Genomic DNA, 12,871 nt, shown 5'->3' with positions numbered 1-12,871 from the left:
GCTTTTACTCCTGCCCGCCCGCATCAGCAGGCGAAGGCGCGCTTTCCCCCAGCCCCTCGTTAATGGGCCTGGGAACCGGCACGATTTCCACGCGGCGATTGCGTGCCCGGCCTTGCTCATCATCGTTGGACGCCACAGGCTGCTCCGCCCCGAAAGCAGCGGCAAAGACTTCTGAAGGAGGCACGCCTGCTTCGACAAGCGCCCGCGTGACCGTTAGCGCGCGCTGAGCCGAAAGCTCCCAGTTGTCCGCGAAGCGACGATTGTCCTGCCATATCGGCCTATCGTCGGTAAAGCCGCTGACCATGAGCACTTGATCGTGAGCTTGCAGATACTCATGCAACGGCGCGATCAGGCTTTCCAGCACCGATTGCCCTTCTGCCTGCAGCTGGGCGGAATTCAATGCAAACAGCACGCTGCCGCTAATGCCTATACGTCCATTAATCAAGGTGACTCGCCCATCGGCAAGCGGCTGGGCGAGTGCTTGCTCTAGCGTGATACGCCGCTGAGTTTCTTCTTGCCTATGCTTGATTTCCTCTTGCAGTTGAGAAGACAGCTGCAGCTGTATGGCGATGACGCCTACCAGTACTAAAACAAAAGCGCCCAACATGACCGACATGAGGTCGCCAAATACCGCCCACACGGGAACGGCTGGCTCTACGCCGGCGTCCAGTTCGTCTTTCATACTGCCGCAGCTCCGCCCGACGCTTGAGTCGTACTTAACTGCCGTAACTCTTCAATAATCTGCTTTTGCGACAACATGCTCAGGTCGACGACCTCTCGGGCTTGCGCGACGTAATAAGCCAGTTGATCATCGCTGCGAATCAGCGAACTTTCTAAGGCTTGCTCAATGCGCTGTAGATTCGCCATCAGCGCTTCGTTAGATTGCGCAAAAGACTGCACCGCTTCTGCGAACGTCGAGCCTAGACTGGCCACCTGTGTAGCGCCTTCCACCACCTGTTCGGCTACGCCGCTGAGCTTTTCGGTTTCAGCCCTAAGCTGATCGGTAAACTGGCCGCCCACTCGCCGCAGTACGTCTGCGGATGTAGCGACCAGCTCATCTACCGCCTTGCTTTGCTCGGACGATGCATGGTTGACAGCATCCAACAGCGTGCCCAGGGTCTCCAGAAGGCGGCTGCGCTCTTCAAGCATCGCATTGTCGCGCACCATGCTTTCGGACAGTTTTTGTCGCACTTCGGCTACCGCTTCAGCGGCGGCCTTGGGCGCTTCAGCGACAGACAAAGCCACGAGCTTCAGCTGTGCCAAGGTGTCCGCAGCCTGTTCACGAGTTTGCGCCGCGACTGACGCTGCCGCTGTTTCCAGCGCCGAACATATCTGCTGCTGATGGCTAGCGCTCTCTTGCGCGGCCTGCCGCCACTGCTGCTCAAGCCCGGCCGCCATCTGCGCCAAGGCGGCTGTCCACACCGATATACGCTTTTCGTCCTGTTCTAGTAATTGGCCTCGCTGCTCGGTTTGCACTTCGTGCATTTGCTGCAAAAGGCCCACAGCACGCTGCTCTAGAACCGCCGCTGCCTGCGTCAAGGTGGATTGATGATGGCTGCTTAGCTGCTGGTTGGTTTGCTCTTGACGCGTCAATGCCGCCTCCCAGGCCAAAGACAAACCGTTAGAGACAGCGTGTAGTTGCTCTGCCACATCCGCCAATAGCATTTCAGAGCGCTGCTCTAGGGCAACAACATGGCCCTCAAAAGACGTACGCAGCTCATCTGCCAAGGTTTTTCCGGCATGACGCTGCTCGTTAAGCGCATTGCCCCAGGTATCTGCAACAGTGGTGGCGCTGCGCTGTGCCTGCTGGCTTATCTCGTACACATGCTGACTCAATGCCTGCGCCACCTCATCGCACATGGCGCTGACCTTCTCGGTCAGCGCCTGCATGGTGGACTGCGCTACCGGCTCAATTGCCGCCTCTGCCGCGCGAGCACTTTGCTCAATGCCGGATTTCAGAGACTGCTCTACCGAGGACGCCAACTGCGTGTAGGCGTTTTGCGCCTTGTCATGGAAAGTCTTTTGCGCAGAAATCAATTGCTGGCTCAGGGCCTGAGCCCCTTGCTCAAGCGCCGAAGACAAATCAAGATTACGCTGGTCTAGCCCAAGGGTAGTCGCCTGAAAGCGTTGATCCAAGGTGTGTGCCAAGGTTTCTGAACGTTCTACCAGGGCTGTAGCCAAAGCCTCCGTACGGCGCTCTACCGCGCCCGCTAAGACTTCGCTGCGCTGTTCCAGCGTCGTTGCCACAAGTTGCAAACGGTCGATAAGCAAAGGCATGGCCTGCGTCTGACTTTGCAGCAGTTTCTGGCTTTCTTCTCGTTGATAGGCCTGCGTATGAACATATAGATGGGTAGCCGCCTGCGCATCAAGCAGCTGTGAAGCTTTCAGACGTTCACGTCTGCTTAGCGAAGACAACAAGCCCAACATGGCGGAAGTCGCCACCCCGGCTATCGAGGTTCCGAAAGCCAGCCCCAGCCCCTGCACCGGAGCCGCCAAGGACGCCCGTATGGCTTGCAAGTCGGTCGCACTTTCCAGCGCAAGACCAGTACCGCGCAAGGTAACCACCATGCCTAGAAAGGTACCCAGCATGCCCAGCAAGACCAATAGGCCCGCCAGGTAGGGCGCCAAAGCCGGCCCTGGCAGGGCTACGCGTTCGCCCTTGATGCGAAGGCGCACAGCATTGCGCAACCCCATTGGCAGGCTGGACAACCATACGTCAAGCGCCTGCACGGGTTCAGACAATGACGAGAGTGCTCTGGACAGCACGGTGGTGCTTTGGTGATAACGCCACAGCTCCCATACCCCCACCATATAAACCGCTGCGATCAGCAGCGTCATTGACAACCCTAAAGGGTTGTCGCTTAGATAACCTGAGGCGACCCAAGCGGCTACGGCCAAGCCGGCAATAAAACAAACAAAACTAAGCAAACGGGTCATATCTTATCGGTGGTGTTGGGAGCACTGGCGCTTAGCGCCGCCAGCAAGCCTTCTATCGGTAGTAAACGCAGCGCTAACTCTGCAAGCAGGACATTCTGCATATCTTGGCGAAATCCGGCCAACCATACACTAGCAACTTGCCCAGAGTGCGCTGCTTGGGCCTTCAATGCGTCAAAGCGCTGCTCAAGCAGCATGGGCACGTTCAGCAGCAAGGTTTGCTCGCGTTGCGCCAGCGCCTGCTCCATGGCGGCATCAACCAGAGCCAGGCGTGCCATTTCGGGCGAGTGGCCGGCCAGAGCGCTGCGCAAACGGGCACGAAACTCGGCGATGCGCGTTTCCATTTTTTGCTGCTGCGCTACATAGCGCTGCCGATAAGTTGGGTAATCCATTGGCAGCGCTGAAGCCTTTCCGGCATGCGCACCGCCCCATGAGCCCGGCCTCTGACTGGGCAAGGCGTTGACTGTCTGGATGGCATCCTGCAGCGACGCCCTCAATAAGGCGTATTCACCCTGCCCGCCGGCCTCAAGCCTAAGCGCACTCTTGCTTGTTGAAGGTGGCGCACCATTTAGTGCCCCCGACAATGCAATCGCATCCGCCCAACCTAGCCACTGCCCCAGGCGCTCAGCGAGAGGTTGTTCAGGCACGGGCACCGCAGCGTCGGCAAGACTCGCCAGCAGGCGTACTAGCGTTGGACTACCCAACCCTAGGCGCTTGGAAGATTCTTGCGTCATAAAGGGAGAGGTTCAGAAACCAAGGATTTTACACAGCGCAGCGCATGCATGGGCAGACCTGGGAGATTTGCCGTCACACACCGTCCCCCCAGACAACAAAAAACCACCGGTTGAAAAACCAGTGGTTTTTTGTTGTCTGGCCGCTCTGAATGAGTTGCCAGACAGCCTTGGCAGACCTGCGCTAGCTTAAGCCGTAACCGCTTCCGCAGCTTGCTCGGCGGGAGCCGAAGTACGGATCAAATGATCGAAAGCGCTCAGGGCAGACTTGGCACCCTCACCCGCAGCGATGATGATCTGTTTGTAAGGCACGGTGGTGACGTCACCGGCTGCAAACACGCCCGGCACCGACGTTTGGCCACGTGCATCGACTTCGATCTCGCCGTGACGTGACAGCTTAACGGGAGAGTTCTTCAGCCACTCGGTATTAGGCACCAGACCAATCTGTATGAACACTCCTTCCAGGTCGACGTGCTTGGTTTCGCCAGAGACGCGATCCTTGTACGACAAGCCGTTGACTTTCTTGTCATCGCCGTGAATCTCGGTAGTTTGGGCAGAGACGATGATGTCTACGTTAGGCAGACTACGCAGCTTGCGCTGCAACACGTCGTCAGCACGCAAAGCCTCGCCGAACTCGATGAGGGTAACGTGGCGAACCACACCGGCCAGGTCAATTGCAGCCTCTACACCCGAGTTACCGCCGCCGATGACAGCCACGGCCTTGCCCTTGAACAAGGGGCCATCGCAGTGAGGGCAGTAAGCCACACCACGACCACGGTACTCTTGTTCGCCGGGCACATTGATTTCGCGCCAGCGGGCACCGGTGGACAGAATCACCGTCTTACCCTTGAGTACTGCACCGTTCTCGAGTTCGATCTCGATAAGGTCGCCCTGAGTGAGCTTGGTGGCACGCTGCAAGTTCATGATGTCTACGTCGTAGGCACGAACGTGTTCTTCGAGCGCCGCCGCAAACTTGGGCCCTTCGGTTTCCTTGACGGAAATGAAGTTTTCTATGGCCATGGTATCGAGCACTTGACCGCCGAAACGCTCGGCCACCACACCCGTACGGATACCCTTGCGCGCCGCATAAACAGCCGCCGCCGCACCCGCTGGACCACCGCCAACGATCAACACATCGAAGGGCTCACGAGCGTTGAGCTCTTCAGCTTTACGACCTGCTGCGCCAGTATCCAACTTGGCCAGGATCTCTTCGACACCGGAACGGCCCTGGCCGAACTGCGCGTCGTTGAGGAACATCGTAGGCACGGACATGATCTGACGTGCCTCGACTTCTTTTTGGAACAATGCGCCGTCGATAGCCACGTGACGGATGCGTGGGTTGATCACCGACATGGTGTTCAAGGCCTGCACGACATCGGGGCAGTTTTGGCACGACAGCGAGAAATAGGTTTCGAAATGATAATCGCCAGGCAGGTTACGAATCTGCTCGATGACGGACTCTTCAAGCTTGATGGGGTGACCACCCACTTGAAGCAGCGCGAGAACCAGAGACGTGAACTCGTGACCCAGCGGGATGCCAGCGAAGCGGACACTGATATCGGTACCAACGCGCTTGATATCGAAGGACGGGACGCGTGCGCCCTCGGTATTGCCTTCGGCAAGTGTGATTTTGCCGGACAGTTGTTCGATCTCGTTGAGCAGCTCGCGCAGTTCGCGCGACTTGGCGCCGTCATCAAGGTAGGCCACCAGCTCTATAGGCTGCGTGACGCGCTCGAGATAGGCTTGCAATTGGGTTTTGAGGCTCGCATCTAACATATTGATTCTCTCTTTTGAAGGTTGCTTTCTGACACACCGGCCATCCGGTCAGGTGGCACGGTTGGCCCCTGGGGAACATCGGCGGACTTTTGACCCGCCGATGTCATACTGCAAAACGGGCTAGCGCTTAGATCTTGCCGATCAGATCCAGCGAAGGCTTCAGCGTTTCAGCGCCCTCTTCCCATTTGGCGGGGCAAACTTCGCCGGGGTGAGCAGCGATGTACTGAGCAGCGCGAACTTTACGCAGCAACTCGGATGCCTTGCGGCCAATGCCGTTGTCGTGGATTTCGAGGGCTTTGACTTGACCTTCGGGGTTGATCACGAAGGTGCCGCGCAGTGCGATGCCTTCTTCTTCGATCAGAACGTCGAAGTTACGTGCCAGAACGTGGGTGGGGTCAGCCAGCATGGGGTAGTTGACCTTGCCGATAGCGGCGGAGGTGTCGTGCCATGCTTTGTGCGAGAAGTGGGTGTCGGTGGAGACGCTGTAAATCTCGACGCCCAGCTTTTGGAATTCGGCGTAGTTTTCGGCCAGGTCTTCGAGTTCGGTGGGGCACACGAAAGTGAAGTCAGCAGGGTAGAAAACCAGGACAGACCATTTGCCCTTCAGGGACTCTTCGGTCACATCAACGAATTTGCCATTGTGATAGGCCGTTGCTTTGAAAGGTTTGACTTCCGTATTGATCAGGGACATGTTCGTCTTCCTTTGGGTTAAAAAATTAAACAACAAGGTCAGTATAGGCAGCGGCAGCCTATTTGTAAAATTGATTGATTAAATAATGCTGGTAAATTTTAACTATCGACCATTTTTTGAACACATGGGCGATGAGAGCCTGCCATATATGCGCTGGAGCCACAGAAAATGGCTACGGCGTAAACCTATGCGGCCCTCAGTTAAAATAGTGGGTTTCCCCTAGAAGACAAGGCCCCACGCCTAGCAAAAAAGGCGTAGTGTTGGTCTCTCTTCAAGTTTAAGCCATTATTAAGACAGGAAAACTATGGAAGCCGAACGCCATAACCAGCTCGCCGCCCGCCTAGAAGACTACGCAGAGCGTCAGGCGGCCCTACGGAGGTATCTTTGACTTCGATGCCAAGTCAGAGCGCCTACACGTTGTCAATGCCGAGCTTGAAAGTGCCGAGGTCTGGAACGACCCCAAACATGCGCAAGATCTAGGCCGCGAGAAAAAAACCCTTGAAAATGTCGTCCTGACGCTTACCCGTGTGGGTAGCGGTCTGACCGAAGCGCAAGACCTCTTCGAGCTGGCCAGTGAAGAAGACGACGACGATACGCTGGCTGCCATAGAAGAAGACTGCGAAGCTTTGGGTGCCCAACTCGAAGAACTCGAGTTCCGTCGTATGTTCAACAACCCAGCCGACCCGCTGAACTGCTTCGTTGACATTCAGGCCGGCGCGGGTGGTACCGAGGCCCAAGACTGGGCTTCCATGCTGTTGCGTCAATACCTTAAGTATTGCGAACGCAAAGATTTCAAGGCCGAGATTCTCGAAGAATCTGAAGGTGAAGTCGCAGGGCTTAAATCCGCCACCATCAAAGTGGAAGGCGACTATGCCTTTGGCTTTCTTCGTACCGAAACCGGCGTGCACCGTTTAGTGCGTAAAAGCCCCTTCGACTCCTCCGGCGGTCGTCACACCTCGTTCGCCAGCGTTTTCGTCTACCCCGAGATCGACGAATCCTTCGAGATTGAGATCAACCCTGCCGATCTGCGCATAGACACCTACCGTGCCAGCGGCGCCGGTGGTCAGCACATCAACAAAACCGACTCAGCCGTGCGTATCACCCACGCCCCCAGCGGCATCGTGGTGCAGTGCCAAAATGACCGTTCGCAGCACCGCAACCGCGCCGAAGCCATGGCCATGCTGCGCTCTCGCCTGTACGAACTCGAAATGCGCCAGCGCATGGCCGAGCAGCAAAAGCTGGAAGACTCCAAGACCGATGTGGGTTGGGGACACCAGATTCGCTCTTACGTGCTAGACCAAAGCCGCATCAAAGACTTGCGCACCAACGTTGAAATTTCCAATACACAGAAGGTACTGGACGGGGACCTCGATCCCTTTATCCAGGCCAGCCTCAAGCAAGGCGTTTAAATCATGACCGATCCTCAGCCTACCCCGGCAGTCACCGACGAAAATCGTCTGATCTCCGAGCGCCGTGCCAAACTGCATGCTTTGCGCGAAGCCGGCTGCGCATTTCCCAACGATTTTGCTCCCGATGCTCGTGCCGCCCAGTTGCACGCACAACATGGCGAGCAAGATAAAGAAGTGCTTGAAAGCCAAGCCACTCCCGTGAAGATCGCCGGTCGCATGATGCTCAAGCGCGTCATGGGCAAGGCCAGCTTTGCCACACTGCAAGACGGCACCGGCCGCATTCAGGTTTTCCTCGAACGCAACACCGTCGGCGAAGAGAGCTACAGCCAATTCAAGTCGTGGGACATCGGCGATATCATCGCCGTCGAAGGCACGGTCTTCAAGACCAACAAGGGCGAACTCTCCGTCAATGCACAAAGCGTGCGCTTGCTGACCAAATCGCTGCGCCCCCTGCCCGACAAATTCCATGGCGTCTCCGACCAAGAGCTGCGTTACCGCCAACGCTACGTCGACCTGACCATGACGGAGCAAACGCGCCAGACCTTTATCGCTCGCAGCAAAGCCATCGGCAGCCTGCGCGCCCATATGCAACAAGCTGGTTTTCTCGAAGTCGAGACGCCCATGCTGCATCCGATACCAGGCGGCGCGGCAGCCAAGCCCTTTGTAACGCATCACAATGCCCTGGACATGGAAATGTTCCTGCGCATTGCACCCGAGCTTTACCTCAAGCGCCTGATCGTCGGCGGCTTCGAGCGCGTATTCGAGCTGAACCGCAACTTCCGCAACGAAGGCGTCAGCCCGCGTCACAACCCCGAATTCACCATGATGGAGTTCTACGCGGCCTATACCGACTACCGCTGGCTGATGGACTTCACCGAAACGCTGATCCGCGAAGCCGCCATTGCCGCCACCGGCAGCGCCGTCCTGGACTACCAAGGCAAGCCCATCGACTTGAGCACGCCCTTCCAGCGCTTGACGACGGTACAGGCCATCCTGAAATACGCCCCGGAATACAACGAGGCTCAGCTGCAGGACGAAACCTTCCTGCGCAACGAACTGCGCAAGAAAGGCGTGGACGCCAACGGCCCCACCTTGGCGCGTGCAGGCATTGGCGCCCTGCAGCTGGCTCTGTTCGAAGAGACGGCGGAGTCCCAGTTATGGCAACCGACCTTCATCATCGACTATCCGGTAGAAGTCTCGCCGCTGGCAAGGGCATCCGACTCACGACCCGACATTACCGAGCGCTTCGAACTGTTTATTTCAGGCCGTGAAATCGCCAATGGTTTTTCCGAGCTGAATGACCCAGAAGACCAAGCTGCCCGCTTCCTGGCCCAGGTACAAGCCAAGGACGCCGGCGATGAAGAAGCCATGTATTACGACGCTGACTACATTCGAGCTCTGGAATACGGCATGCCCCCCACCGGCGGCTGCGGCATCGGCATAGACCGCTTGGTCATGCTGCTGACCAACAGCCCCAGCATCCGCGATGTGATTCTCTTTCCTCACCTCAGGCCTGAAGACGTTTAAGTCAGAAGATGCCGGGCTGCACCCGCTCCCGGCATCTAAACAAAACAGCCGCTGCCTATTATGGCCAGCGGCTGTTTTGTTTAGATATGAGCCCTGTCGAAAACCAGCGTTACAGCTCGTCTATCCAGGTCATTTGAATCGCCTCAAGGATGCGCTCGCTACAGTTTTCCTCGACGTCATCAAACCCTGGCAAAGCCATGACCCATGCCATCAAGTCGGTAAAACGCACAGTCAAAGGGTCGACATCAGGATGAGCTTCAATCAAGCCGTCCACGATCTCGTAGGTGTCTGTCCAGCGCATCAGTGGTTTTCCTTGGCATGGTTGATGGTATATCGAGGAATCTCTATGGTGAGGTCCTCTTGAGCCACAATAGCCTGGCACGATAAGCGCGAGGTAGGCGTCAAGCCCCAGGCACGATCAAGGTAATCTTCTTCGTTGTCAGTCGCCTCTTCCAACGAGTCGAAACCTTCACGCACTATGACATGACAGGTGGTACAGGCGCAAGAAAGCTCGCAAGCGTGCTCTATGGGAATATCGTTATCTAACAGCACCCGGCAAATGGAAGTCCCTACCGCTGCGTCGTCAATGACGGCGCCTTCAGGGCAAACATCGGGGTGCGGCAATACAGTAATCTTGGGCATGAGAAAAATCTTGTTCTGGTTGTAGTGTCAGCTCAGTTCATTGAGCGACTTACCGGCTAGCGCGGCACGAATGCTGCGATCCATACGACGCGCAGCGAAATCATCGGTCACGGCACTAAGCGCCTGTTCGGCTTCGCGCACCACCTGCGCATCGTTGGCCTCTAGTACGGCAACAGCCTCGTTAAGCTTAGCCTGTACTTGCTCAAGCTCTTGGGCCGACAACAAGTCGGCATCCACAGCCAAGGCGGCCTGCACAGACTCGACCAAACGACGCAAATCAACCTGCTGCTCACGCAGCGCACGCTCTTGCGCGTCCAACTCGGCATGACTCATGCCCGCAGCCAACATGGCTGCGACTTCGTCATCGCTTAAGCCATAAGAAGGCTTGACCGTCACCTGAGCCTGTACACCGGTACTTTCTTCTCTCGCACTCACTTCTAGCAAGCCGTCTGCATCCACCTGGAAGGTGACCCGTATACGTGCCGCCCCCGCCACCATGGGCGGGATGCCGCGCAGCTCGAAACGCGCCAAAGAGCGGCACTCTGAAACCAGATCCCGTTCGCCTTGCACCACGTGAATGCTCATCGCCGTCTGGCCATCTTTGAAGGTGGTGAAGTCTTGGGCGCGCGCGACGGGTATGGTGCTATTGCGCGCAATAATGCGTTCGACCAAGCCACCCATGGTTTCCAGACCTAAAGACAAAGGCGTGACGTCTAGAAGCGTCCAGTCTTCGTTGGCCTCGCGATTGCCTGCCAGCAAATTAGCTTGGCGTGCCGCACCCAATGCCACTACCTGATCAGGATCGAGGTCGGTCAGCGGCGTGGTACCAAAGAAACTTTCTGCAGCCTGGCGCACGATAGGCATACGCGTCGCTCCGCCGACCATGACCACACCCTTGATGTCCGCCGGGGCCAGACCTGCGTCGGCCAAGGCCTTAGCCGCACAATCTTGCGCACGCTGCAGCAAAGGCTTGGCCCAAACCTCGAACTGTTCACGCGTAATTTCAAGTTCGACTTGGCCGGCGTCGGACAGTAGCGCCTTGAAAACAAATTTTTGCTCAGTGGAAAGCGCTTCACGCACACGGCGGGCTTCGAGACGCAAGATACGCTGATCTTCGCGGGTCTTGGCCTGCGCCCCTGATGTCGCGAGCACCTGCTCGACTATCACACTGTCAAAATCATCACCGCCCAAGCGCGTATCCCCACGTGTGGCGATGACTTCAAAGACACCACGGGTCAGCTTCAGGATGGAAACATCAAAAGTGCCGCCGCCCAGATCGAACACAGCATAAGTGCCTTCGGATGCGTTATCCAGACCATATGCGACCGCTGCCGCTGTGGGTTCGTTAAGCAAACGCAAGACGTTCAAGCCTGCCAGACGACCGGCATCACGGGTAGCTTGACGCTGAGCATCGTCAAAATAGGCCGGCACCGTGATAACGGCACCCACCAGTTCACCACCCAGAGCCGCCTCTGCACGCTCGCGCAAAGCCTTCAAGACCTGGCTGGAAACCTGCAGTGGTGTAACGGCGCCTTGCACCGTTTGCAAAACCACGCCCTGCCCGGAAGACTCCATGACATACAGCTGGCCGCCTTCGGCTTGCGCTTCATCGAATGAGCGACCGATAAATCGTTTTGCTGATGCCACCGTATTGGCGGAATCCGACGCTTGATGCGCCAAAGCCTCGTAACCCACCACTGCTTCGCCATCGGCCAGATAACGAACGACAGAGGGTAGCAACACCCGCCCCTGAGCATCAGCCAACGCTTCAGGCGTACCGCTGCGCACGGCGGCGACCAGCGAATGCGTGGTGCCGAGGTCTATGCCCACAGCCAAACGGTGTTGATGCGGGGCGGTGGATTGTCCCGGCTCGGAGATTTGTAATAACGCCATAATCAATGTTTGGTTTGGACGGCACTCGAGCGTGCCGCCTGGATTTCGTGGGTCAGCTTATCGACGAACATCCATTCGCGCACATGCCTTGCAGCTTCGGCAACATCGTTCTGCTCGTCCAGCAAACGGGTCACTTGCGACTCTAGCTGCTGCGCATGGTGCTGCACCTCTTGCAAGAGGGTCTGCAGCCCCTGGAGGTCGCCGTCATCACGCACGCGATCCAGCTCTTCGCGCCATTCCATTTGCTGCATGAGAAACTGCGGTGCCATGCGGGTATTGCTTTCAGCCTCTAGGGGCTGCCCTGCCCGCTCGCACAAATAGCGTGCGCGCTGCAGAGGGTGACGCAAGGTTTGATGAGCTTCGTTGATAGTGGCCGCCCATTGCATGACGACCCTTTTTTCGGCGGCACTGGCTGTAGCGTAGCGGTCGGGATGAACCCGAGCCGCCAGCTCTCGCCAAGTTTTTTCCAATGCTTGCGCGTCCAGCTGTTGCCGTGCGGGCAAGCCGAACAAGGCGAAGTAATCGTCAGCCGTCACATTACACCGTAAACGACTCACCGCAACCGCAGGAAGCCTTCTCGTTGGGGTTGGTAAACTTGAAGCCGGAATTCAGGCCTTCACGACCATAATCGAGCTCGGTGCCATCAATGTAGACCAGGCTTTTAGGATCGACAAAAACCTTGATGCCGTGCTGCTCGAAAACGTGATCGTGCCCTTCGGGCTCGTCGACGAATTCGAGCTTGTAGGCCATGCCCGAACAGCCGGTGGTACGCACGCCCAGGCGCAAGCCTACGCCTTTGCCTCGTTTTTCGAGGTAGCGGCTGATGTGATCGGCGGCGTTCTGCGTGAGCGTGATGGCCATGGCTTACTCCTGATGCTTGGCTCGGTAATCTTGCACGGCTGCCTTGATGGCGTCTTCGGCAAGGATGGAACAGTGGATCTTGACGGGTGGCAATGCCAGCTCTTCAGCGATCTGCGTGTTGCGGATGCTGAGGGCTTCGTCCAGCGTCTTGCCTTTGACCCACTCGCTGACCAGCGAGCTGGAGGCAATAGCCGAGCCACAACCATAGGTTTTGAAACGCGCGTCTTCAATAACGCCCTCTTCGTTAACCTTGATTTGCAGCTTCATGACGTCGCCACAGGCGGGTGCACCCACCATACCGGTTCCGACACCACTGTCGTTTTTCTCGAAGGCCCCAACGTTGCGGGGGTTTTCGTAATGATCTAAAACTTTATCGCTATATGCCATGATGCTTACTCCTGTTTGGC

General features: G+C 57.1%; 13 protein-coding genes. 2 read left to right on the top strand and 11 right to left on the bottom strand.

What is annotated here, in order from left to right; translation table 11 throughout:
• Positions 1 to 4: 4 nt before the first annotated feature.
• The 5 genes from H0484_RS09940 to ahpC form a co-directional block, all read right to left on the bottom strand.
• Positions 5 to 682 (bottom strand): OmpA family protein, encoded by a 678-nt coding sequence (locus tag H0484_RS09940; RefSeq protein WP_226954414.1) that lies wholly within the window; start codon positions 680 to 682, stop codon positions 5 to 7.
• Positions 679 to 2,937, bottom strand: coding sequence for a DUF802 domain-containing protein (locus H0484_RS09935; protein ID WP_226954413.1), 2,259 nt, complete (start codon positions 2,935 to 2,937; stop codon positions 679 to 681). Before H0484_RS09935 ends, H0484_RS09940 begins: the two co-directional genes overlap by 4 nt.
• Positions 2,934 to 3,668: a DUF3348 domain-containing protein gene (locus H0484_RS09930; protein ID WP_226954412.1), complete on the bottom strand. Its 735-nt coding sequence runs from the start codon at positions 3,666 to 3,668 to the stop codon at positions 2,934 to 2,936. Before H0484_RS09930 ends, H0484_RS09935 begins: the two co-directional genes overlap by 4 nt.
• 186 nt (positions 3,669 to 3,854) lie before the next feature.
• A complete protein-coding gene (gene ahpF / locus H0484_RS09925) occupies positions 3,855 to 5,441 on the bottom strand; it encodes an alkyl hydroperoxide reductase subunit F (protein WP_226954411.1) in 1,587 nt (528 codons plus the stop codon).
• A 127-nt stretch (positions 5,442 to 5,568) separates the two neighbouring features.
• Positions 5,569 to 6,132 (bottom strand): alkyl hydroperoxide reductase subunit C, encoded by a 564-nt coding sequence (gene ahpC / locus H0484_RS09920; protein ID WP_226954410.1) that lies wholly within the window; start codon positions 6,130 to 6,132, stop codon positions 5,569 to 5,571.
• 304 nt (positions 6,133 to 6,436) lie between these two features.
• On the opposite strand from ahpC, the gene prfB reads away from it, so the two are divergent.
• A protein-coding gene (gene prfB, locus H0484_RS09915) for a peptide chain release factor 2 (RefSeq protein WP_226954409.1) occupies positions 6,437 to 7,541 on the top strand; the annotation gives its coding sequence in 2 pieces (ribosomal slippage) (positions 6,437 to 6,517 and positions 6,519 to 7,541; 1,104 coding nt in all).
• A 3-nt stretch (positions 7,542 to 7,544) separates the two neighbouring features.
• Positions 7,545 to 9,068 (top strand): lysine--tRNA ligase, encoded by a 1,524-nt coding sequence (gene lysS, locus H0484_RS09910; protein ID WP_226954408.1) that lies wholly within the window; start codon positions 7,545 to 7,547, stop codon positions 9,066 to 9,068.
• A 109-nt stretch (positions 9,069 to 9,177) separates the two neighbouring features.
• Here the strand turns inward: lysS and iscX are convergent, their stop codons facing one another.
• From iscX to iscU, 6 genes are read right to left on the bottom strand one after another with little or no spacing between them, the layout of a single operon-like run.
• Positions 9,178 to 9,369, bottom strand: a complete 192-nt coding sequence (iscX, locus tag H0484_RS09905; protein WP_226954407.1) for a Fe-S cluster assembly protein IscX — start codon at positions 9,367 to 9,369, stop codon at positions 9,178 to 9,180.
• Positions 9,369 to 9,710, bottom strand: a complete 342-nt coding sequence (fdx, locus tag H0484_RS09900; protein ID WP_226954406.1) for an ISC system 2Fe-2S type ferredoxin — start codon at positions 9,708 to 9,710, stop codon at positions 9,369 to 9,371. The genes iscX and fdx overlap by 1 nt, the downstream gene beginning before the upstream one ends.
• 27 nt (positions 9,711 to 9,737) lie before the next feature.
• A complete protein-coding gene (gene hscA / locus H0484_RS09895) occupies positions 9,738 to 11,603 on the bottom strand; it encodes a Fe-S protein assembly chaperone HscA (protein WP_226954405.1) in 1,866 nt (621 codons plus the stop codon).
• Positions 11,604 to 11,605: 2 nt separating this feature from the next.
• Positions 11,606 to 12,139, bottom strand: a complete 534-nt coding sequence (gene hscB, locus H0484_RS09890; RefSeq protein ID WP_226954403.1) for a Fe-S protein assembly co-chaperone HscB — start codon at positions 12,137 to 12,139, stop codon at positions 11,606 to 11,608.
• Between the two features lies 1 nt (position 12,140).
• Positions 12,141 to 12,464, bottom strand: coding sequence for an iron-sulfur cluster assembly protein IscA (gene iscA, locus H0484_RS09885; RefSeq protein WP_226954402.1), 324 nt, complete (start codon positions 12,462 to 12,464; stop codon positions 12,141 to 12,143).
• 3 nt (positions 12,465 to 12,467) lie between these two features.
• A complete protein-coding gene (gene iscU / locus H0484_RS09880) occupies positions 12,468 to 12,851 on the bottom strand; it encodes a Fe-S cluster assembly scaffold IscU (protein ID WP_226954401.1) in 384 nt (127 codons plus the stop codon).
• Positions 12,852 to 12,871: the final 20 nt, after the last annotated feature.

Origin of the sequence: Mesopusillimonas faecipullorum (assembly GCF_020539505.1) — a bacterium.
Taxonomy (GTDB): domain Bacteria; phylum Pseudomonadota; class Gammaproteobacteria; order Burkholderiales; family Burkholderiaceae_B; genus Mesopusillimonas; species Mesopusillimonas faecipullorum.
The sequence above is the reverse complement of the archived record's forward strand: the minus strand, read 5'-3'. Positions and strand labels throughout refer to the sequence as shown.

Bases quoted from the DNA above. Each gene is read 5' to 3' on its own strand.
- ahpC (WP_226954410.1), bottom strand. From the start codon at position 6,132: ATGTCCCTGATCAATACGGAAGTCAAACCTTTCAAAGCAACGGCCTAT.
- iscX (WP_226954407.1), bottom strand. From the start codon at position 9,369: ATGCGCTGGACAGACACCTACGAGATCGTGGACGGCTTGATTGAAGCT.
- fdx (WP_226954406.1), bottom strand. From the start codon at position 9,710: ATGCCCAAGATTACTGTATTGCCGCACCCCGATGTTTGCCCTGAAGGC.
- H0484_RS09930 (WP_226954412.1), bottom strand. From the start codon at position 3,668: ATGACGCAAGAATCTTCCAAGCGCCTAGGGTTGGGTAGTCCAACGCTA.
- H0484_RS09940 (WP_226954414.1), bottom strand. From the start codon at position 682: ATGAAAGACGAACTGGACGCCGGCGTAGAGCCAGCCGTTCCCGTGTGG.
- hscA (WP_226954405.1), bottom strand. From the start codon at position 11,603: ATGGCGTTATTACAAATCTCCGAGCCGGGACAATCCACCGCCCCGCAT.
- ahpF (WP_226954411.1), bottom strand. From the start codon at position 5,441: ATGTTAGATGCGAGCCTCAAAACCCAATTGCAAGCCTATCTCGAGCGC.
- iscU (WP_226954401.1), bottom strand. From the start codon at position 12,851: ATGGCATATAGCGATAAAGTTTTAGATCATTACGAAAACCCCCGCAAC.
- H0484_RS09935 (WP_226954413.1), bottom strand. From the start codon at position 2,937: ATGACCCGTTTGCTTAGTTTTGTTTGTTTTATTGCCGGCTTGGCCGTA.
- iscA (WP_226954402.1), bottom strand. From the start codon at position 12,464: ATGGCCATCACGCTCACGCAGAACGCCGCCGATCACATCAGCCGCTAC.
- lysS (WP_226954408.1), top strand. From the start codon at position 7,545: ATGACCGATCCTCAGCCTACCCCGGCAGTCACCGACGAAAATCGTCTG.